Origin of the sequence: Sinomonas sp. B1-1, from assembly GCF_050474465.1 — a bacterium.
Lineage (GTDB): Bacteria > Actinomycetota > Actinomycetes > Actinomycetales > Micrococcaceae > Sinomonas > Sinomonas flava.
This window is the reverse complement of sequence record NZ_JBCHVF010000012.1, coordinates 107,575-126,909: the sequence shown is the minus strand read 5'-3', so window position 1 is coordinate 126,909 and position 19,335 is coordinate 107,575. Positions and strand designations below refer to the sequence as shown.

The following is a 19,335-nucleotide window of genomic DNA, read 5'->3' as shown; positions in this document are numbered from 1 at the left end:
CCTTGGCGGGGTCAGTTCGGAACGGCGGCGGTGTGCGCGAGCCGGGGGTGCGCGAGGCGCGGATGTGCGAGGCCGGTGAGCTCGGCCTCGGTCAGCCCGGTCGAGGCGAGGACCTCGTCCGCGCCGACCGCGCCGCACTGGAGGCCGCGCAGCACGAAGGCCGCGAGGGCGCGCGCGGTGGCCGGCTCGTCGAGGACGGCCCCCGGAGTCTGCGCCACGTAGTTGCGCAGCCGCTCGGTGGCGGCACCCAGCCCCTGGCGGTAGAACGCGTAGGTCGCGATGTACCGGGTGGGCAGCTGGTGCGCGTGGAGGTCCCAGCCCTGGTAGAAGCCCCGCTCGAGGGAACGGCGCACGAGGCGTGCGTGCAGCCGCCAGGCCTCCTCGCGCTGCGCGGCGTCCCCGAGCGGAAGGATGTTGGTCGAGCCGTCGGAGAGGCGGATGCCCGTCCCGGCGACCGCGAGCTGCATGACCTCCTTGGCGAAGTCGGCCACGGGGTGCTCCATCGACTGGTACGCGGCGGCGATCGAGAGCGACGCCGAGTAGTCGTAGGTGCCGTAGTGCAGGGCAGTGATGCGGCCGTCCGCCTTGTGCGGCAGCTGCGCGACCGGGTGGGATCCGTCCGCGCCGATGATGAGCTGCGGGGTCTCGACCTGGACCTCGAAGCAGAGCCGGCCGGGGTTCAGGCCGAGCGCAGACTCGAGGCGCTCGACGGCGTAGACCATCGCCTTGACCTGGTCCACCGTGGTCACCTTGGGCAGGGTCAGCACCAGGCCGTCGGGCAGCCCGTCGGGGCCGCCGACGGCGTCGACGAGCCGGACGACGAAGAGCTCCAGTGTGCGCAGGCCCCGCCGGCGGGTGGCCTCCTCGAGGCACTTGAAGCGGATTCCGGCGAACGGCGTCGCGCTCCCTGCGGCGAGCGCGGCGGCGAGCTGGTCCGCCGCCCGCACCGCCTCGGCGTCCTCCGTCTCCTCCGGGTCGCCGCCGGCCTGCGCCGCCCGGCCGGGGGCGAGGTACCCGTCCTCGAAGTCGATGCGGAGGTCCTCGATCGGCTCGGAACGCAGCTTGGCCTCGACCCGGGGCGCCACCTCGGCGGCCAGGTCGGGGGAGAGGCCCACGAGCTCGGCGAGTGCCCGCACGCCGCCGGCCTCTTCCGCGGCCGCGAGCGCGGCGGCGCCCCACTCCGCCGGGAGCGACGGCGTGAAGCGGTCCGCGGGCACGTAGACGGTGTGGACGGGCTGGCGCGACCCCGAGTCGCCGGGGTAGCCGACGGCGAGCAGGCGGTCGGTGTCGGCGAGGCCGGCGTCGATCCGCTCGTAGTCGGCTGCCCCGAAGACCGGGTGCGGCCGGGGGGAGTGGGAGCCCATCAGCCCACCAGCTCGTAGGCGGGGGTGGTGAGGAAGTCCGTGTACTCCTCGGACAGGCAGATGTCGGCGATGAGGCGGCTGGCCGGCTCGTAGAACTTCGCGAAGGCCTGCGGATCCACCTCGGTGCGCAGCCGCTCGGTCTCCTCGGCGAGGGCCTGCTCGACGAGCTCGCGGGTCACGGTGTTGCCGGTGTCCGCGAGGACCACCTTGTTCCGGATCTGCTGCCAGACCTGGGAACGGGAGATCTCCGCCGTCGCGGCGTCCTCCATGAGGTTGTGGATGGCCACCGCGCCGTTGCCCGAGAGCCACACGGCCGTGTAGGCGACGGCCACGTAGAGGTTCAGGTGCAGGCCCGCCTCGGTGGCCACGCCCTCCGTCGAGGAGACGTCGAGGAGCTGGTCCGCGGTCACGTGGACCTCGGGGCGGAGCCGGTCGACCTGGTTCGGCTTGTCGCCGAGGACCGCGTCGAAGACCTCCTGGCACGTCGGGACGAGGTCAGGGTGTGCCACCCACGAGCCGTCGAAGCCGTCGGTCGCCTCGCGCGTCTTGTCCGCGCGCACCTTCTCGATCGCGGCGGCGGTGATCTCCGGCTCCTTGCGGTTGGGAATGAACGCGGCCATGCCGCCCATGGCGAAGGCGCCGCGCTTGTGGCACGTCTGCACGAGGAGCTCGGTGTAGGCGCGCATGAACGGCGCCGTCATGACCACCGAGGCGCGGTCGGGGAGGGTGAACCTCTCGCCCGCGTCGCGGAAGTACTTGATGATGCTGAAGAGGTAGTCCCAGCGGCCCGCGTTGAGGCCCGAGGCGTGGTCGCGCAGCTCGTAGAGGATCTCGTCCATCTCGAAGGCGGCCGGGATGGTCTCGATCAGGACGGTGGCCCGGATCGTGCCCTGCGGGATGCCGAGGTAGTCCTGGGCGAAGACGAAGATGTCGTTCCAGAGGCGCGCCTCGAGGTGGCTCTCCATCTTCGGCAGGTAGTAGTACGGGCCGCGGCCGGAGGCGATGAGGTGCTTGGCCACGTGGAAGAAGTGCAGGCCGAAGTCCACGAGCGCGCCGATGGCGGGCTCGCCGTCGACCATCACGTGGCGCTCCTCCATGTGCCAGCCGCGCGGGCGGGTGACCACGACGGCGAGCGGGGCGTCGCTGCGGAGGCGGTACTCCTTGCCCTCGGGAGAGGTGTAGGAGAGGGTGCCCTGGGCCGCGTCGCGGAGGTTGAGGACGGAGTCGACGACGTTGGCCCAGTGCGGGCTGGAGGCGTCCTCCATGTCCGCGAGCCACACCCGGGCCCCGGAGTTGAGGGCATTGATGGCCATCTTCGCCGGGCTGGCCGGGCCGGTCATCTCCACGCGGCGGTCCTGCAGGGCCGCGGGGGCCTCCGCGACCTTCCAGTCCGCCTCGCGGACGGAGGCCGTCTCGGGCAGGAAGTCGAGCCTGCCGGTGCTGGCCGCCTCGGCCCGGCGGGCCTTGCGGGCGGCCAGGCGGGCGTTGCGCTCGGCGCCGAAGCGGGCGTGGAGCTCCTCGATGAACGCGAGGGCCTCGTCGGTGAGGATCTCCCCGGCGCGCGCGACGGGCGCCGTGTCGGTCACGGTGATGGCCATGCCATCCTCCTTCTCTCTCCCGGTGCCGGGAGGTCAGTGGGCCTGGGTGCTCTGCTGTGCGCCTGCGGGCTATGCGTGGGCGGCGGCGACGATCGCGGCGGCGACGTCCTGGGCGACGTGCGGATCGAACACGCTTGGGACGATGAAGCTCGGGTTGAGCTCCTCGTCCGAGACTCGGGCGGCGATCGCCTGGGCCGCAGCCACCAGCATGGCAGGGGTGATGTCGGCCACGCCAGCGTCGAGGAGGCCGCGGAAGACGCCCGGGAACGCAAGCACGTTGTTGATCTGGTTCGGGAAGTCGCTGCGGCCGGTGGCGACGACGGCGGCGTGGTCAGCGGCCGCCACCGGGTCCGTCTCCGGGTCCGGGTTGGCCATGGCGAACACGATCGCGTCCTCCGCCATGGTGGCGACGGCGTCGGGGCCGAAGAGGTTCGGCGCGGAGACGCCGATGAACACATCGGCGCCCTTGAGCGCCTCAACCAGGGTGCCGGAGAAGGACTCCGGGTTGGTGTTCTCGGCGATCCAGATGCGGTGCGCGTCCGTGTGCTGCTGGCCGCGGTGGATGGCCCCCTTGCGGTCGCACGCGATGACGTTCTTCGCGCCCTGCGCCTGGAGGAGCTGGATGATCGCGTTGCCCGCTGCGCCCACGCCGGAGACGACGATGCGGACGTCCTCGATCTTCTTCTCCACGATCTTGAGGGCATTGACGAGGGCCGCCAGGGTCACGATCGCGGTGCCGTGCTGGTCGTCGTGGAAGACCGGGATGTCGAGCTCCTCGCGGAGGCGGGCCTCGATCTCGAAGCAGCGCGGCGCCGCGATGTCCTCGAGGTTCACGCCGCCGTAGACCGGGGCGATCGCCTTGACGATCCTGATGATCTCCTCGGTGTCCTTCGTGTCGAGGCAGACCGGCCACGCGTCCACGTTGGCGAACTGCTTGAAGAGCGCGGCCTTGCCCTCCATGACGGGCAGGGCGGCGGCCGGCCCGATGTCGCCGAGGCCCAGCACGGCGGTGCCGTCGGTGACCACCGCGACGGTGTTCCGCTTGACCGTGAGCCGGCGCGCGTCCTCGGGGTTCTCGGCGATCGCACGGCACACGCGGGCGACGCCGGGCGTGTAGGCCCGCGAGAGGTCGTCGCGGTTGCGGAGGGGAACCTTCGGGACGACCTCGAGCTTGCCGCCCAGGTGCATGAGGAAGGTGCGGTCGGAGACCTTCCGGACCGCCACGCCCTCGAGCGCCTCGAGGGCCGCGGCGACCTCCTCGGCGTGCTGCTCGGAGGTCGTGTTGCACGTGATGTCGACGACCAGCTGGTCGTGGTGGGACTCGCTGATGTCGAGCGCGGTCACGGGGGCGCCGGCGGCCGCGACGGCCGCGGCGAGCTCGCTCGTGATGCTGATGCGGCTCGGGGCGTCCACGCGGAGGGTGATGGAGTTGCCGGGGCTGGGACTCGCCATTGAATCGTCCTTCTGTCGGGAGGCATCAGCCTCGGTCACGTTTTCCGTACTACGGATATTATTCTCTGCATCTTGGAAAATTCAAGTCCCGTCGCTTCCGCGCGTCCCTGTCTGGCGATGGGCTGGCGATGGGAGCGTGGGGTATCGTGGAAGAGCCGCAGATTTCCGGGATGCGGATAATTTTTGTCGGAAGCTGTGGCATTCAGGAGGAGACATGGCCGAGAAGGCATCGGGCGGCGTCCAGTCGGTGGAGCGCGTCTTCGAGCTGCTCGAACTCATCACCGACGCCGGGGGAGATGTCACGCTCAGCGAGCTGTCGTCGTCGACCGAGCTCCCCCTGCCCACCATCCACCGGCTGCTGCGCACGCTGGTCGCCCTCGGCTACGTGCGGCAGCTGCCGAACCGCCGCTACGCCCTCGGCCCGCGCCTGATCCGCCTCGGCGAGGGCGCCAACAAGCAGCTCGGCGCGCTCGCGCAGCCCCAGCTGAAGATGCTCGTGGACAAGCTGGGCGAGACGGCCAACATGGCGGTCCTCGACTCGGACATGGTCATCTACGTGGCCCAGGTCCCCTCGCCCCACGCGATGCGGATGTTCACGGAGGTGGGCCGGCGCGCCCACACGCACGACACCGGCGTGGGCAAGGCGATCCTCGGCGAGCTCGGCGACGAGCAGGTCCGCTCCATCGTCTCCCGCCAGGGCATGCCCACCCCCACGCCCTACAGCATCGGCGACGTCGACTCCCTCCTCTCCGACCTCGACAAGATCCGGGCCCGCGGCTACGCGATCGACGAGCAGGAGCAGGAGATCGGCGTCCGCTGCTTCTCGATGGCCGTCCCCCATGCGCCGACGCCCACCGCGATCTCCGTCTCCGGGCCCATCTCCCGCGTGGACGAGGCCTTCGGCGAGCGCGCCGTCCCGCTCCTGCGCCAGGCCGCGGAGGCCATCTCGGCCGAGCTCAACCGCACCTGACCCGCGCCCGTTCCGGGTACGGCACCTCCCCGCCCACGCCCTTTCGGGTACGCGGAAAGTGCGCCGCCGGCGTTTCGGGTACGAGCTCCGCGTTCTGACGCGACCGCCGCGGGCAGGCCATCCTCCGTCATCGAAGGCGGACGACGTCGCGCGCCGGCCCGACCGGGGCGCGCACCCGCCGTCGTGCGTACCCGAGATGGTGTGGGGCGCGATCTGGCGTACCCGAGATGGTGTGGGGCGCGATCTGGCGTACCCGAGATGGCGTGGGGTTCCGCGTGGCGGAAGCCGAATTCCAAAAAGTCCCCAAAGCCTATGGCGTCGGTCACACGCCCCTGCTACGCTCGATGAGTCACGGCGGGCACCCGCACCATCCGACCTCTCGGATTCCGGGCGCTATCTACCAGGCAACCTCACAGCACATGCCACAGGAAGTCTGGTCTTCAGCAGCGCCCCGTGCTCTGCAGGACCGGGCTTCCCCAAGCGAGGGAGTCCCCCCATGACCACCACCGCCCAGCCCCAGTGGACGATCACGGACGCCGGCCGCCTGCACCTGGCCCGCGCGGTCCAGCTGGCGGCCCAGAACGTCCTCGACGCCGGCGGCCCGTTCGGAGCGGTCGTCGTCACCGCGGACGGCCAGATCTTCGACGGCGTCAACCGCGTCACCGCCAACAACGACCCTACGGCCCACGCCGAGGTCACCGCGATCCGCAGCGCGTGCCGCCAGCTCGGCACCTTCGACCTCACCGGCGCCGTCCTCTACTCGAGCTGCGAGCCGTGCCCCATGTGCCTCGCCTCTGCGCTCTGGGCCAGGATCCAGACGGTCTTCTTCGCTGCCGGCCGGCACGACGCCGCCGCAGCCGGCTTCGACGACGCAGCCTTCTACGACTACTTCGACACCCCCGTGGAGCAGCGCAGCATGCCCGTCGCGGCGGTCGAGCCGGCGGGCATCAGCCGCACCGCCCCGTTCGAGCGCTGGGCGGAGTTCGCCGGGCGCATCGAGTACTGAGGCGGCTGCCATGAGCATCGAGCAGACTCTCACCGAGCAGCACCTCGCCCACGACACCCGCACGACGCCGCCCCCCACGCAGGCGTCCGGGGGCACCCCGCCCGAGGGCCGGCGTCGTGCGCCCCGGGCCGTGGACCGCTTCTTCCACATCAGCGACCGCGGCTCAACGGTCTCCCGCGAGGTGCGCGGCGGACTCGTCACGTTCTTCACGATGGCGTACATCGTGATCCTGAACCCGCTCATCCTCGGCGGCTACAGCGCGGACTCGGCCGCCACCGACGTGGCCGGAGGGTTCCTGCCCGCCGCCCAGGTCGGCGCCGTCACGGGGCTCACGGCCGGGGTGCTGGCGATCGTGTTCGGCGTCGTCGCGAACCTCCCGTTCGGCCTCGCCGCGGGGCTGGGCATCAACTCGTTCCTGGCCGTCGCCATGGTGAAGGACGTGACCTGGCCCGAGGCGATGGGCCTCGTGGTGATCAACGGCGTCCTCATCGTCCTGTTCGGCATCACCGGGGCGCGGACCGCCATCTTCCGGGCCGTCCCGCGCGAGCTCAAGGCCGCGATCACGGTCGGCATCGGCCTGTTCATCGCGTTCATCGGCTTCGTCGACTCGGGCTTCGTCCGCCGCACGCCCGCAGGCCCTCCGGTCCAGCTGGGCCACGACGGGTCGATCACCACCCTGCCCACCCTCGTGTTCGTCGTCGGGCTCCTGCTCATGGGCATTCTCGTTGCGCGGAAGGTTCAGGGCGGGCTCCTGATCGGCATCGTCGCCACCACCGTCCTCGCCGTCGCAGTCGAGGCCGTCTGGCACCTCGGCGCGGCCGGCCCGGACAACCCGGACGGCTGGCACCTGAACACCCCGGTCCTGGCGGGGCAGCTCGTCGCGGCCCCCGACCTGTCGCTCGTCGGCCAGTTCGACCTCTTCGGGGCCTTCGGGCGCATCGGCATCCTCGCCGCGGCCACGCTCGTCTTCACCCTCGTGTTCACGAACTTCTTCGACGCGATGGGCACCATGACCGGCCTGGCGAAGGGTGCGGGCCTTGCGCGCAAGGACGGCACGTTTCCCCGGCTCAAGAGCGCCTTCGTGATCGAGGGCTTCGGCGCGGTGGTGGGCGGCGCGGCGTCGGGCTCGTCCAACACGGTGTACGTCGACTCGGCGGCCGGCATCGGCGAGGGCGCCCGCACCGGCCTCGCCTCGGTCGTGACGGGCGGCCTGTTCCTCGGGGCCATGTTCCTCACCCCGCTCACATCGGTGGTGCCGCTCGAGGTCGCCTCGGCCGCGCTCGTCGTCGTGGGGGCGATGATGGCTGCCCAGATCCGCGAGATCGACTTCCGCAAGTTCCACGTGGCCCTGCCGGCATTCCTCACGATCGTCACGATGCCGCTCACATACTCCATCGCCAACGGCATCGGGGTCGGCTTCGTGACCTGGGCGCTTGTGAAGGCCGCGACCGGCAAGGCCCGCAAGGTGCACCCGCTCCTGTGGGCCGTCGCGGCAGGGTTCGTCGTGTACTTCGTCCGCGGGCCCCTCAGCGCGTTCCTCGGCGCCTGAGGGACGGCGCCTGAGGGCCGCCCCTGAGGGGCGGGCAACCAAGGCCCGCATCAGACCGCGCCCGCGGACTCCCGGAGGTGACGCGCCGGGAGCCCGCGGGCGCACCATTGACCTACACGCTGTCCCCGGCCTCGTGCCGGGGGAGTCCGGCCTCACACGCCGGGAAAGGGGGAGCGATGATCGAGCTCCTGTCAGCACTGCCCGCATGGCAGCCCGCACTGCGCGGCGAGCCGTGCGCGGTCGCGACCGTCGTCGGCGCGTCCGGGTCCGTTCCGCGCCCTGTCGGGACGTCCATGCTCGTCGCATCCGGGACGCCCGCGCCCCATGTCCTCGGGAGCCTTTCCGGGGGATGCGTCGAGGGGGCTGTGGTCGCCGCGGCCCTCGACGTCCTCGAGTCGGGCGCCGCCGCCATCGCACGGTTCGGGTACAGCGCGGAGGACGCGTTCGCCGTCGGCCTCACCTGCGGCGGGGAAGTCGAGGTGCATATCGCGCCGCTTCCGGCAGAGGTGCTCGCCTCGCTTGCCGCGCACGACGCCGGCGGTGCGGCTTCCGCCCCAGGCGCCCCGTGCGCCGTCGTGCGCTTGCTCGACCCCACGCACGACGGCGCTGGCCGGCTCGCGCTGCTGGGGCCGGCCGAGTGCGCCGGAGGAGAGGCGCTCGCCACGGCGCTGGAGACGCTGTTCCCCGGCGCCCCGCAGATGGCCGCGCGGGCTGCTGCCCTCGTCGGGCCGATCGTGGGCCGGGGGAGCTCGGCCGTGGTGGCCGTGGCGGCGGAGGGTGCGTGCGAGCTCCGGGAGCTGGATGGACGGGGTGACGTCGACGCCAGACGGGGTGACGTCGACGCCCGACGGGGTGACGTCGACGCCAGACGGGGTGACGTCGACGTCAGAGGGGGTGACCTCGGCGTCAGAGGGGGTGACCTCGGCGGGGTGGTGAGGCTCGTGGTCGAGTCGCGGCTGCCGGCGCCCCGGTTCATCGTCGTCGGCGCCAACGACTTCGGCGCGGCCCTCGTCCCCGCCGCCCGGCTCCTCGGGTACCGGGTGACGCTCGTCGATGCGCGGCCCGCTTTCGCCGCCCAGGAGCGCTTCGCGTGCGCGGACGAGGTCGCCGTCGCGTGGCCGCACGAGTACCTCGTCGCGGAGGCCCGTGCCGAGCGCCTCGACGCGCGGACCGCCGTCGCCGTCCTGAGCCATGATCCCAAGTTCGACATCCCGCTCCTGGACGCAGCACTGCGCCTGGACCTCGCCTACGTGGGGGCGATGGGCTCCCGGCGCAGCCACGAGCAGCGCGTCGCCGCCCTCCTCGAGGCCGGCCACGGGCCCGTGGACCTGGGCAGGCTGCGCTCGCCGATCGGCCTCGACCTCGGGGCGGTGGCGCCCGCTGAGGTCGCCGTGGCGATCCTGGCCGAGCTCGTGGCCGCCCGCCACCCCGGCGCCGGCTGCGGGCCCCTGCGCGACCGTCGCGGCCATGTCCACGCGGGCCGCCCCGCCGCACCTGACCCCCAGGAGGTGACCCCCAGACGGGAGGGGGAGGAGGTGGTCTCCCCGTGGACCTGAACACCATCGAGGCCTACGTCCCGACCGCGGACCCCGACGCATGGCGCGAGGGCGACGCCTGGCTCGCGGGCGGGACCGTCCTCTTCTCCTACGGGAGCCAGACGCTGCGCCGCCTCCTGGACCTCACGAGCGCCGGCTGGGAGCCCGTGACCGAGGACGACGGCGGGATCACCCTCGCCTCGACCTGCACGGTCGCCCGGCTGTGGGAGCTGGGCGACCCCGCCGCGGCGACCTCTGCGCGGTGGCCCGGGCTCGGCGTCGTGCGCCCGTGCTGTGACGCCTTCGTGGCCTCGTTCAAGATCTGGAACCTCTCGACCGTGGGCGGCAACATCGCCACCTCGCTGCCGGCAGGCCCGATGACCTCGCTCTGCGCGGGGCTCGACGGCGTGGCCACCCTCTGGGGGCCGGGCGGCACGGTCCGGGAGATGCCGGTCGCCGAGCTCGTGACCGGCGACGGCCGCAACGCCCTCGCCCCGGGCGAGCTCATCCGCTCGGTCCGGCTGCCGGCCCATGCCCTGCGCGCGCGGACCGCGTTCCGGCGCCTCTCGCTCAGCAACCTGGGCCGGTCAGGCGTGCTGCTCATCGGGAGGCGGGATCCGGACGCGGCCTTCGTCCTCACAGTCACGGCCTCGACGAAGCGGCCAGTCCAGCACCGCTTCCCCGCTGCTGCCGGGACGCCCGACGCCGGGCGGCTCGCCTCTGCGCTCGACGCCGCCGTCCCGGCCGGCCTCTACCACGACGACATCCACGGCGACCCCGCGTGGCGCCGCGACATGACCTACCGGCTCGCCGAGGAGCTCCGGCTCGAGCTGTGCAGCGACCTCCCGAACCTCGCCGAAGGAGCCTGACGTGACCGACGAGACCACCGCCGCCGAACACCCAGCGATCGAGGTCAACGGCGTCCCCGCCGATGCGGCGCCCCGGCCCGGGCAGTGCCTGCGGACCTTCCTGCGCGAGCAGGGAGCCCTCGGCGTGAAGAAGGGCTGCGATGCCGGCGACTGCGGCGCCTGCACCGTCCATGTCGACGGCGTCCCGGTCCACTCCTGCATCTACCCCGCCATGCGGGCCGAGGGGCGAGCGGTCACGACGATCGAGGGCCTCGCCGTGGCCGGTCCGAAGCACGGCCGCGGCCCGGGCGAGGTGCTCCACCCCATGCAGGGACGGTTCCTCGACGCCCAGGGATTCCAGTGCGGCTTCTGCACCGCTGGCATGGTCATGACGGCCGCGACGTTCGACGACGCGCAGCTCGCCGACCTGTCCCGGAACCTCAAGGGCAACCTGTGCCGGTGCACCGGCTACGCCGCGATCGAGCGGGCCGTGCTGGGAAGCGCAGACGCGACAGCCCCGGCCCCGCCTGACCGCGGCGCCGTGGGCGAGGACCTTCCGGCGCCCGCAGGTCGGCGCATCGTCACCGGCGCCGAGAGGTGCACGCTCGACGTCACCGACGCCGAGGTCCCCGGGGGAGCCGCCGCGCTCGTGCACCTCAAGCTCGTCCGCTCGCCCCACGCGCACGCCCGGATCCGCTCGATCGATGCGGCCCCGGCGCTCGCCGTCCCCGGCGTGCTCGCGGTCCTCACGCACGAGGACGCCCCCGACGTCCTCTACTCGACCGCGCAGCACGAGCTCGAGACCGACGACCCGGCCGACACCCGCCTCTTCGACACGACGGTCCGTTTCGTCGGGCAGCGCGTGGCGGCGGTCGTGGGCGAGACGGTGGCGGCGGCGGAGGCGGGGGTGCGCGCCGTCGTCGTCGACTACGAGGTGCAGCCCGCCGTCCCCACCGCCGGCGCCGCGCTCGCCCCGGGTGCCCCGCTGGTCCACGGCGACAAGGACGCCGCGGCAAGCGGCATCGCAGACCCGGCGAGGAACACGGTCGCGGAGCTGCACTCGGAGGTCGGCGACGTCGAGGCGGGCCTGGCCGGGGCGGACGTCGTGTACGAGAACACGTTCCGCACCCAGCGCGTGCAGCACGTCGCGCTCGAGACGCACTGCGCGATCGCCTGGACCGAGGGGGACGCCCGCGACGGCGGCGCGCTCGTGGTGCGGTCCTCGACCCAGGTGCCCTTCCTCGTCCAGCGCAGCCTCGCCCGCCTGTTCGGCCTGGCACGCGAGCGCGTCCGGGTGGTGACGGGGCGCGTGGGCGGCGGGTTCGGCGGCAAGCAGGAGGTGCTCACCGAGGACGTGGCCGCGCTCGCGGCGCTGCGCCTCGGCCGGCCGGTCCAGCTCGAGCTCACGCGGGCGGAGCAGTTCCAGGCGACCACCACGCGGCATCCGTTCGAGATCCGGGTCCGCGCGGGGGCGCGCCGCGACGGGACGCTGACCGCGCTCGCGCTCGACGTCGTCACCGACACCGGCGCCTACGGCAACCACGGCCCGGGCGTCATGTTCCACGGCTGCAACGAGTCCGTGTCCGTGTACCGGTGCGCGAACAAGCGGATCGACGCCCGCGCGGTCTACACGCACACCGTCCCCGCCGGCGCCTTCCGGGGCTACGGCCTGAGCCAGACGGTCTTCGCGGTCGAGTCGGCCATCGACGAGCTCGCGGCCGGCATCGGCATGGACCCCCTCCAGTTCCGGCGCCGCACGATGGTGCGGCGGGGCGACCCCATGATCGGCTCGCACGCGGAGCCCGAGGAGGACGTGCTGTACGGCTCCTACGGCCTGGACCAGTGCGTGGACCTCGTGACGAAGGCCCTCAGGCGCGGCCGTGCGCGGGAGACCCGAGAGCTCGGCCCCGACTGGCTCGTGGGCGAGGGCACCGCGCTGTCCATGATCGACACGGTCCCGCCGCGCGGCCACCACGCCCACTCGAGGATCGCGGTCCTCGCCGACGGGCGCGTGGCGCTCGACGTCGGGACCGCCGAATTCGGCAACGGCACGAGCACCGTCCACGTCCAGCTCGCGGCCACGGCGCTGGCAGGGCTCGGGGTCGCGGCGGCGGACATCATCCTCCGCAACGCCGACACCGCGCTCACCGACCACGACACGGGCGCCTTCGGATCGACGGGCACCGTCGTGGCGGGCAGGGCCACGCTCGCCGCCGCCGAGGAGCTCGCGCGGCGGATCCGCGCCTTCGCGGCGGAGGCTCGTCTGCCGCTCCCCGCGCACGACGGCGGTCTGGTCGCCATCGCCGCCGAGGCGAGCCGGCGCGGCGTCGTCCTCGAGGCCGAGGGCCGCTGGGGCGGGACGCCGCGCTCTGTGGCGTTCAACGTCCACGGGTTCCGTGTCGCGGTGCACCGGGGAACGGGGGAACTGCAGATCCTCCAGAGCGTCCAGGCAGCGGACGCCGGCGTCGTCGTGAACCCGCGGCAGTGCCGGGGACAGGTCGAGGGCGGCATCGCGCAGGCGCTCGGAGCAGCGCTGTGGGAGAACGTGCGGATCGACGGGACGGGCCGCGTCACGACCGACATCCTGCGCCAGTACCACATCCCCACGTTCGCCGACGTGCCCCGCAGCGAGGTCTACTTCGCCCAGACCGCCGACGCCCTCGGCCCGCTCGGCGCCAAGTCCATGAGCGAGAGCCCCTTCAACCCCGTGGCGCCCGCCCTCGCGAACGCGCTCCGGGCCGCCACCGGGATCCGGTTCACCGAACTGCCCCTCACGCGCGACCGGATCTATCTGGCCCTCCGGGAGGCGGGCCGGGCGCTACCGGCGCGGCCGGATCCCGTCACTGCGTGACGCCGGGGACCGTGCCACGAACCCTTGACCCGTGAGGTGGTATACCCATAAGATTTCATATAACAAGAAGAAGTTTCCACAATACGGTAACTATACGGCAATTTCACTGGACGAAAGGGGAAGTCGATGTCCGCGAAAGCAAGCACCGCGCAGGAAGCGCCGGTCCTGGCGTCTGCGCCGAGGGAGAGCTACATCCCGAAGGTCACGAACGTCGACCCCGACTTCGCGATCCAGCCGGACCGGCACGACCGCGCACGGGCGGAACGTCGCTCGTGGCTCGGCCGCATCCCGCTCCTCGGCTGGTTCGCCGCCCGCTAGCTGTACTAGCCGCCCGCGCTGGCCGCGCTGGCCGCGTCCGGGAAGCGGGGGGTCGAAAGCCCCTGCCCTCCCGCCGGGCGTGTGCGGTGTCATGGATCCATGGCACGGAGTGAGTCCGCCGCATCGGTCCGCGCCGGGGCGGTGCCGGGCATCATCGTCAACGGCGTGCTGCTCTATGCGGCCAACGTGTGGCCGGGATGGTGGTCAGTGCCGTTCCTGACGCCGAGCACGACGAGGGTCATGGATGCGGTCAACGCCGCGTGGATCGCGGGCCTGGTGGCCAACGCTGTCTACCTGCTCGCCGGGTCGCCGGCGATCCGGGCGCTCGGGGAAATGGTCGTGCTCGTCTTCGGCCTCCTCGCGACATTGCGCGTGTGGGACGTGTTCCCCTTCGACTTCGGGGACGGCTCCTTCGACTGGGCCCTCCTGATGCGCATCGTCCTAATGGTCGCCGTCGTGGGCGCGGTCATCGGGCTGATCGCCCAGCTGGTCGCGTTCGTGCGGGCGCTCGTGCGCCTCGGCGGGGGCGGCCGCGAGCTCAGGCACCCGTAGGGACCCCGCGGCCCCACCCATCCGCCCCTCCGGACGGCCCACGGCGCCGCTGACGCGAGGGCGGCCCTCCTCCCGCTCGGGGAGGAGGGCCGCTGCCTGGGGCCGGACGCTATGCGTCGCCGCCGGCGTTTCCTGTCGTGCCCGCGTTGACGTCGAGCAGGCGGTACTTCTCGATCGCCTCGCGCGGCGCCCCCGCGGGAACCTCGCCGCGGCGGGCGAGCTCCTGGAGCGTGCGCACCACGACGGAGTGCGCGTCGATCTTGAAGAACCGCCGGGCGGCCGCGCGGGTGTCGGAGAAGCCGAAGCCGTCCGCGCCGAGCACGGCGTAGTCGCGGGGGACGAACTGGCGGATCTGGTCCGGGACGGCCTTCATGTAGTCGCTCACCGCCACCACGGGTCCGGACGTTGCGGCGAGCTGCCGGGTCACGAAGGGAACGGGGGCCTCGAGCTCCGGGTGGAGGAACGCCTGCTCCTCGGCGGCGAGGCCCTCCCGGCGCAGCTCGGTCCAGCTCGTCACGCTCCACACGTCCGCGGCCACGCCCCAGTCCTCGGCGAGGATCTGCCGGGCCTTGAGCGCCCACGGCACCGCGACGCCCGAGGCGAGCACCTGCGCCCGGGGAGCGTCGGCACCGAGTCGCGTGAATGCGGAACCAGCGTCGTCCGCGGCGGTGTCGTCGCCCTCGCCGGGGGCGGGCAGCGGAAGCCGGTACATCCCGCGCAGCAGCGAGTCGACATCGAGGCCCGCCGGTTCCGCGGGCTGGACGATCGGCTCGTTGTAGACGGTGAGGTAGTACATGACGTTGGGGTCCTCATGGGCGCCCCCGTACATCCGCTCGAGGCCCGCGCGCACGATGTGCCCGATCTCGTACCCGAAAGCGGGGTCGTAGGCGACGACCGCGGGGTTCGTCGAGGCGAGGATCGGGGAGTGCCCGTCCGCGTGCTGGAGTCCCTCGCCCGTGAGCGTGGTCCGGCCGGCCGTCGCACCGACGACGAACCCGCGGGCCATCTGGTCCGCCGCGGCCCAGAACGAGTCGCCGGTGCGCTGGAAGCCGAACATCGAGTAGAAGACGTAGACGGGCACGAGCGGCTCGCCGTGGGTCGCGTAGGAGGTGCCTGCCGCCGTGAACGCCGCCACCGCGCCGGCCTCGTTGATGCCGGGGTGGATGAGCTGCCCGGCGGGGGACTCCTTGTACGCGAGCACGAGGTCGCGGTCCACCGAGAGGTAGTTCTGGCCCTTCGGGTTGTAGATCTTCGCGGTCGGGAAGAACGCGTCCATGCCGAAGGTCCGGCTCTCGTCCGGGACGATCGGCACGATCCGGGAGCCGAACTCCTTGTCCCGCATGACGTCCTTGAGCAGGCGCACGAAGGACATCGTCGTGGCCGCCTGCTGCTTCCCGGAGCCGCGCTTGGCGATCTCGTAGGCCTTCTCGGAGGGCAGCGCGACGGCGCGGTGCTCCTTGCGCCGCTGCGGCACCGACCCGCCGAGCTCGCCCCGGCGGGCGAGGAGGTAGCGGATCTCCGGGGCGTCGGGGCCCGGGTGGTAGTACGGCGGCTCGTAGGGGTTCGCCTCGAGCTGCTCGTCCGTGATCGGGATCCGCAGGTGGTCGCGGAAGTCCTTGAGGTCCTGCAGGGTCATCTTCTTCATCTGGTGGGTCGCGTTGCGGCCCTCGAAGTGCGGACCCAGGCCGTACCCCTTGACGGTCTTGGCGAGGATGACGGTGGGCTGTCCCTTGTGCTCGACGGCCGCCCGGTAGGCCGCGTAGACCTTGTGGTAGTCGTGGCCGCCGCGCTTGAGGTTCCAGATCTGCTCGTCCGTGAGGTCCGCGACGAGCTCCTTCGTCTCCGGCGACTTGCCGAAGAAGTGGTCCCTCACGAACGCGCCGTTCTCCGCCTTGTAGGTCTGGTAGTCGCCGTCGGGGGTCTCGTTCATGATGCGCACGAGGTGCCCCTCGCGGTCCTTGGACAGGAGCGAGTCCCACTCGCGGCCCCAGACGACCTTGATGACGTTCCAGCCAGCGCCGCGGAAGAACGCCTCGAGCTCCTGCATGACCTTCCCGTTGCCGCGCACCGGGCCGTCGAGGCGCTGCAGGTTGCAGTTGACCACGAAGGTGAGGTTGTCGAGGTTCTCGTTGGCGGCGAGCTGGAGCAGGCCGCGGGACTCGGGCTCGTCCATCTCGCCGTCGCCGAGGAAGGCCCACACGTGCTGGTCCGAGGTGTCCTTGATCCCGCGGTTGTGCAGGTAGCGGTTGGACTGGGCCTGGTAGATGGCGTTCATCGGCCCGATGCCCATCGAGACGGTCGGGAACTCCCAGAACTCCGGCATGAGGCGGGGGTGCGGGTAGGAGGAGAGGGCGTGGCCCTCGCGGGACTTCTCCTGGCGGAAGCCGTCGAGGTCCTCCTCGGACAGGCGCCCCTCCATGAACGCGCGCGCGTACATGCCGGGGGAGGCGTGCCCCTGGAAGAAGACCTGGTCGCCGCCGCCGGGGTGGTCCTTGCCCCGGAAGAAGTGGTTGAACCCGACCTCGTACAGGGTCGCCGCGCCGGCGTAGGTGGAGATGTGCCCGCCCACGCCGATGCCGGGACGCTGCGCCCGGTGCACGAGCACGGCCGCGTTCCAGCGCATCCACGCGCGGTAGCGGCGCTCGGTCTCCTCGTCGCCCGGGTACTCGGGCTCCTGGTCCGCGGGGATGCTGTTGACGTAGTCGGTGGTGTGCACCATCGGCACGCCGACGCTCTGGGCGCCCGCGCGCTGCAGGATGCTCTTGACCATGAACTGGGCGCGTTCGGTGCCGCGCTCCGCGACGAGCGAGTCGAAGGACTCGATCCACTCCGCGGTCTCTTCCGGGTCACGGTCCAGTCCGGCAGCTGCGCTGCCGCCAACCTGGCCGCTGAGGAACTGGGTAGGCTCTCCAGTCAACACGTCCAACCTCTTTCTGCGCGCTCAGGTGGTGCGCGCGGAGTCTGGGGGGACCTCGTCATCCCCAAAATTCCGTAATACGGAACGTAAATACTACGATGTGAAACTAGACTGGCGTCCTGACGTGATGCCCGTCAAATTCGCGACGAACGGAGACAAACGATGACAGACACCGCGGGGTCCCGTGTGGCCGTCGTGACGGGCGCTGGAAGCGGGATCGGGCGAGCGGTCGCCCGCCGGCTGCTCGCCGAGGGCTGGAGCGTGGCGCTCGCCGGGCGCCGCGAGGCGCAGCTCAGCGAGACGGCGGCTGCCGTCCCTGCTCCGGGCCGCGCGCTCGTCGTGCCCTGCGACGTGACCCGGCCCCACGACGTCGAGCGCCTCTTCGCCGAGGCGAAGGCCGCCTTCGGCCGCGTGGACGTCCTCTTCAACAACGCCGGGACGTTCGGGCCCGCCGGGGACGTGGGCGAGATCGACCTCGCCGACTGGGAGTCGACCCTCGCCGTGAACCTCACGGGGAGCTTCCTGTGCGCGGCGGCAGCCTTCCGGGTGATGAAGGCGCAGGAGCCCCAGGGCGGCAGGATCATCAACAACGGCTCGATCTCCGCGCACAGCCCGCGGCCCCGGTCCGTCGCGTACACCACGACGAAGCACGCCATCACGGGCCTGACCAAGAGCATCGAACTCGACGGCCGCCCCCACGGGATCAGCTGCGGGCAGATCGACATCGGCAACACCCGTACCGAGATCATGACGACGCTCGGCGTCGGCGAGGGCGCCCTCCAGGCCGACGGCACGCGGCGGGTCGAGCCCACGTTCGCCGTCGAGGAGGCCGCGAAGGCCGTGGCGTTCATGGCGTCGCTGCCCCCGGAGGCGACGGTCGGGAACCTGCTCATCACGGCGGCGGGCATGCCCTTCGTCGGCCGCGGGTAGCTACGCGAGCGGCAGGAACTCGCTCAGGTCCGTCCTGATGCCCGAGGCGCTGAGCTTCCCGGACGCCAGCGCCTCGGGCCATGCCTGGGCCCCCGTCGCGAGCGCGAGCCAGGTCTCGGCGTCGGTCTCCACCACGTTCGGGGGAGTGCCGCGCGTGTGCCGCGGCCCCTCGACGCACTGCGCGACCCCGAACGGCGGCACCCGCACCTCGACCGAGTTCCCCGGGGCCCGCTCGGCGAGCTCCTCGAGGAGGTAGCGCACCGCCGTCGCGAGCGTCTGCCCGGGAACGGTCCCGCGCACGACGGCGCCCTGGTCGCCTTCCCCGCTGCCGTCACCCGAGCGCGCGGCGCGCCAGTCGGCGACGGCGGCGCGGCCGGCGTCGTGCGCGATCCTGCGGCGGACAGCCATGGGCGTCAGTCCTCCTAGTCCAGCAGCGCCGAGACGGCGCGTCCGAGGCGGATGCGGCCCACCTGGCGCCCGCCGCCCATGACCGGTTCGACGACGCGCTCGAGGACGCGGGCCACCTCGGGGACATCCACGGCGTCGGCGGCGGCGAGCATGGTCAGGCCCACGAGCGTCGTGGCGCGGAGGCTGCCGTCGAGGACCTTGACCGCGGCGGCGGCTCCCTGCGGGGTCGCGAGCACGAGGACGCCCTCGGCCCCGATCTTGGCCAGGATCCCGAGCTCCTCCATGACCACGGTGTTCTCCCTGTCGCGGCCCTGGACGGCCCACGGGTAGTCGAGCATCGACGTCGCGACCGTTGCCGCCCGGGCGTTCGCCCCGGGGTCTCCCGGGGCCTTCGCGAGCTTCGAGTACGCCCTGGCCAGGCCCTGGAGCGAGAGGGCGGCCACCGGCGCGCCGCACCCGTCGATCCCCAGGTGGGCGATGAGCTCCTCGGCGTACTCCTCGATGGTGGCCCGGACCCGGTGCTGGAGGGGGTGGTTCGGCTCAAGGTAGCTGCGCCGGTCCCATCCGTTCTCCACGCACGCCCAGAGGAACGCCGCGTGCTCGCCGGAGCAGTTGTAGGCAAGCTTCCGCCGGCCCTGCCCGGCCCGGACGAGCCACGCGCGGGCGTTCTCGTCGGCCGGCCAGTCCGCCGGGCAGAGGAGGTCGTCCTCACGCAGGCCCGCGGCATGCAGCATGCCCTCCACGACTTCCATGTGGTCCAGCGAGCCGGTGTGCGAGGCGCACGCGAGCGCCACCTGGCTGCCCCGCAGCGGGACGCCCGAGATCATGGACGTGAGCGCCTGGAAGGGCTTGAGCGTGGACCGGGCGAGGATCGGGCTGCGGATGTCGCCCAGCTCGGTGACGACGCTGCCGTCCCCGGCGACCACGACGCCCGCGCCGAGGTGCCGCGACTCGATGAAGCCGCTGCGCTCGATCACGGCGAGCTCGACCGCGTCGTCCGCCGCGAAGGTTGCGTGAGAGGCCATGGCGACAGTCTA

The 19,335-nt window shown here is 72.3% G+C and carries 15 protein-coding genes; 9 read left to right on the top strand and 6 right to left on the bottom strand.

What is annotated here, in order from left to right; genetic code table 11:
- Positions 1-11 precede the first annotated feature (11 nt).
- From ACQ5BE_RS15860 to ACQ5BE_RS15850, 3 genes are all read right to left on the bottom strand, one after another.
- Positions 12-1,364, bottom strand: coding sequence for a DUF6986 family protein (locus ACQ5BE_RS15860; protein WP_430297955.1), 1,353 nt, complete (start codon positions 1,362-1,364; stop codon positions 12-14).
- Positions 1,364-2,962, bottom strand: a complete 1,599-nt coding sequence (gene aceB / locus ACQ5BE_RS15855) for a malate synthase A (protein WP_430297954.1) — start codon at positions 2,960-2,962, stop codon at positions 1,364-1,366. Before aceB ends, ACQ5BE_RS15860 begins: the two co-directional genes overlap by 1 nt.
- A gap of 69 nt (positions 2,963-3,031) precedes the next feature.
- Positions 3,032-4,414 (bottom strand): NAD(P)-dependent malic enzyme, encoded by a 1,383-nt coding sequence (locus ACQ5BE_RS15850; RefSeq protein ID WP_430297953.1) that lies wholly within the window; start codon positions 4,412-4,414, stop codon positions 3,032-3,034.
- 214 nt (positions 4,415-4,628) lie between these two features.
- Here ACQ5BE_RS15850 and ACQ5BE_RS15845 point away from each other — a divergent pair, with 214 nt between their 5' ends.
- The 8 genes from ACQ5BE_RS15845 (at position 4,629) to ACQ5BE_RS15810 (ending at position 14,043) form a co-directional block, all read left to right on the top strand.
- On the top strand, positions 4,629-5,384 hold the full coding sequence (locus ACQ5BE_RS15845) for an IclR family transcriptional regulator (protein WP_208710352.1): 756 nt from the start codon (positions 4,629-4,631) through the stop codon (positions 5,382-5,384).
- A gap of 496 nt (positions 5,385-5,880) precedes the next feature.
- Positions 5,881-6,390 carry a nucleoside deaminase gene (locus ACQ5BE_RS15840; RefSeq protein ID WP_430297952.1) on the top strand — a complete coding sequence of 170 codons (510 nt, stop codon included), beginning with the start codon at positions 5,881-5,883 and terminating at the stop codon, positions 6,388-6,390.
- A 10-nt stretch (positions 6,391-6,400) separates the two neighbouring features.
- Complete coding sequence (locus ACQ5BE_RS15835; RefSeq protein ID WP_430297951.1) at positions 6,401-7,939, top strand: NCS2 family permease; 1,539 nt, start codon at positions 6,401-6,403, stop codon at positions 7,937-7,939.
- A 176-nt stretch (positions 7,940-8,115) separates the two neighbouring features.
- A complete protein-coding gene (locus ACQ5BE_RS15830; RefSeq protein WP_430297950.1) occupies positions 8,116-9,495 on the top strand; it encodes an XdhC family protein in 1,380 nt (459 codons plus the stop codon).
- Positions 9,486-10,343 carry an FAD binding domain-containing protein gene (locus tag ACQ5BE_RS15825; protein WP_430297948.1) on the top strand — a complete coding sequence of 286 codons (858 nt, stop codon included), beginning with the start codon at positions 9,486-9,488 and terminating at the stop codon, positions 10,341-10,343. The genes ACQ5BE_RS15830 and ACQ5BE_RS15825 overlap by 10 nt, the downstream gene beginning before the upstream one ends.
- A gap of 1 nt (position 10,344) precedes the next feature.
- A complete protein-coding gene (locus tag ACQ5BE_RS15820) occupies positions 10,345-13,173 on the top strand; it encodes a molybdopterin-dependent oxidoreductase (protein WP_430297947.1) in 2,829 nt (942 codons plus the stop codon).
- 126 nt (positions 13,174-13,299) lie between these two features.
- Positions 13,300-13,491 carry a hypothetical protein gene (locus tag ACQ5BE_RS15815; RefSeq protein WP_344300337.1) on the top strand — a complete coding sequence of 64 codons (192 nt, stop codon included), beginning with the start codon at positions 13,300-13,302 and terminating at the stop codon, positions 13,489-13,491.
- A gap of 99 nt (positions 13,492-13,590) precedes the next feature.
- Positions 13,591-14,043, top strand: a complete 453-nt coding sequence (locus ACQ5BE_RS15810) for a hypothetical protein (RefSeq protein WP_430297946.1) — start codon at positions 13,591-13,593, stop codon at positions 14,041-14,043.
- Positions 14,044-14,152: 109 nt separating this feature from the next.
- On the opposite strand, the gene aceE is transcribed toward ACQ5BE_RS15810, so the two are convergent.
- The gene (aceE, locus tag ACQ5BE_RS15805; protein WP_430297945.1) at positions 14,153-16,963 is read right to left on the bottom strand and encodes a pyruvate dehydrogenase (acetyl-transferring), homodimeric type; all 2,811 of its coding nucleotides are present in this window, start codon (positions 16,961-16,963) and stop codon (positions 14,153-14,155) included.
- A gap of 159 nt (positions 16,964-17,122) precedes the next feature.
- Here aceE and ACQ5BE_RS15800 point away from each other — a divergent pair, with 159 nt between their 5' ends.
- Positions 17,123-17,890 carry an SDR family oxidoreductase gene (locus ACQ5BE_RS15800; protein ID WP_430297944.1) on the top strand — a complete coding sequence of 256 codons (768 nt, stop codon included), beginning with the start codon at positions 17,123-17,125 and terminating at the stop codon, positions 17,888-17,890.
- Here ACQ5BE_RS15800 and ACQ5BE_RS15795 read toward each other — a convergent pair whose 3' ends face one another.
- Entirely contained in the window at positions 17,891-18,298 is a 408-nt protein-coding gene (locus tag ACQ5BE_RS15795) for a sterol carrier family protein (protein WP_430297943.1), read from the bottom strand. It abuts the gene before it with no gap.
- A 14-nt stretch (positions 18,299-18,312) separates the two neighbouring features.
- Positions 18,313-19,323: an asparaginase gene (locus ACQ5BE_RS15790; protein WP_430297942.1), complete on the bottom strand. Its 1,011-nt coding sequence runs from the start codon at positions 19,321-19,323 to the stop codon at positions 18,313-18,315.
- Positions 19,324-19,335: the final 12 nt, after the last annotated feature.

Excerpts from the sequence above, each read along its gene's own strand:
- ACQ5BE_RS15790 (WP_430297942.1), bottom strand. The coding sequence starts at position 19,323 with ATGGCCTCTCACGCAACCTTCGCGGCGGACGACGCGGTCGAGCTCGCC.
- ACQ5BE_RS15815 (WP_344300337.1), top strand. The coding sequence starts at position 13,300 with ATGTCCGCGAAAGCAAGCACCGCGCAGGAAGCGCCGGTCCTGGCGTCT.
- aceB (WP_430297954.1), bottom strand. The coding sequence starts at position 2,962 with ATGGCCATCACCGTGACCGACACGGCGCCCGTCGCGCGCGCCGGGGAG.
- ACQ5BE_RS15845 (WP_208710352.1), top strand. The coding sequence starts at position 4,629 with ATGGCCGAGAAGGCATCGGGCGGCGTCCAGTCGGTGGAGCGCGTCTTC.
- ACQ5BE_RS15800 (WP_430297944.1), top strand. The coding sequence starts at position 17,123 with ATGACAGACACCGCGGGGTCCCGTGTGGCCGTCGTGACGGGCGCTGGA.
- ACQ5BE_RS15840 (WP_430297952.1), top strand. The coding sequence starts at position 5,881 with ATGACCACCACCGCCCAGCCCCAGTGGACGATCACGGACGCCGGCCGC.
- ACQ5BE_RS15810 (WP_430297946.1), top strand. The coding sequence starts at position 13,591 with ATGGCACGGAGTGAGTCCGCCGCATCGGTCCGCGCCGGGGCGGTGCCG.
- ACQ5BE_RS15830 (WP_430297950.1), top strand. The coding sequence starts at position 8,116 with ATGATCGAGCTCCTGTCAGCACTGCCCGCATGGCAGCCCGCACTGCGC.
- ACQ5BE_RS15850 (WP_430297953.1), bottom strand. The coding sequence starts at position 4,414 with ATGGCGAGTCCCAGCCCCGGCAACTCCATCACCCTCCGCGTGGACGCC.
- ACQ5BE_RS15835 (WP_430297951.1), top strand. The coding sequence starts at position 6,401 with ATGAGCATCGAGCAGACTCTCACCGAGCAGCACCTCGCCCACGACACC.
- ACQ5BE_RS15795 (WP_430297943.1), bottom strand. The coding sequence starts at position 18,298 with ATGGCTGTCCGCCGCAGGATCGCGCACGACGCCGGCCGCGCCGCCGTC.
- ACQ5BE_RS15860 (WP_430297955.1), bottom strand. The coding sequence starts at position 1,364 with ATGGGCTCCCACTCCCCCCGGCCGCACCCGGTCTTCGGGGCAGCCGAC.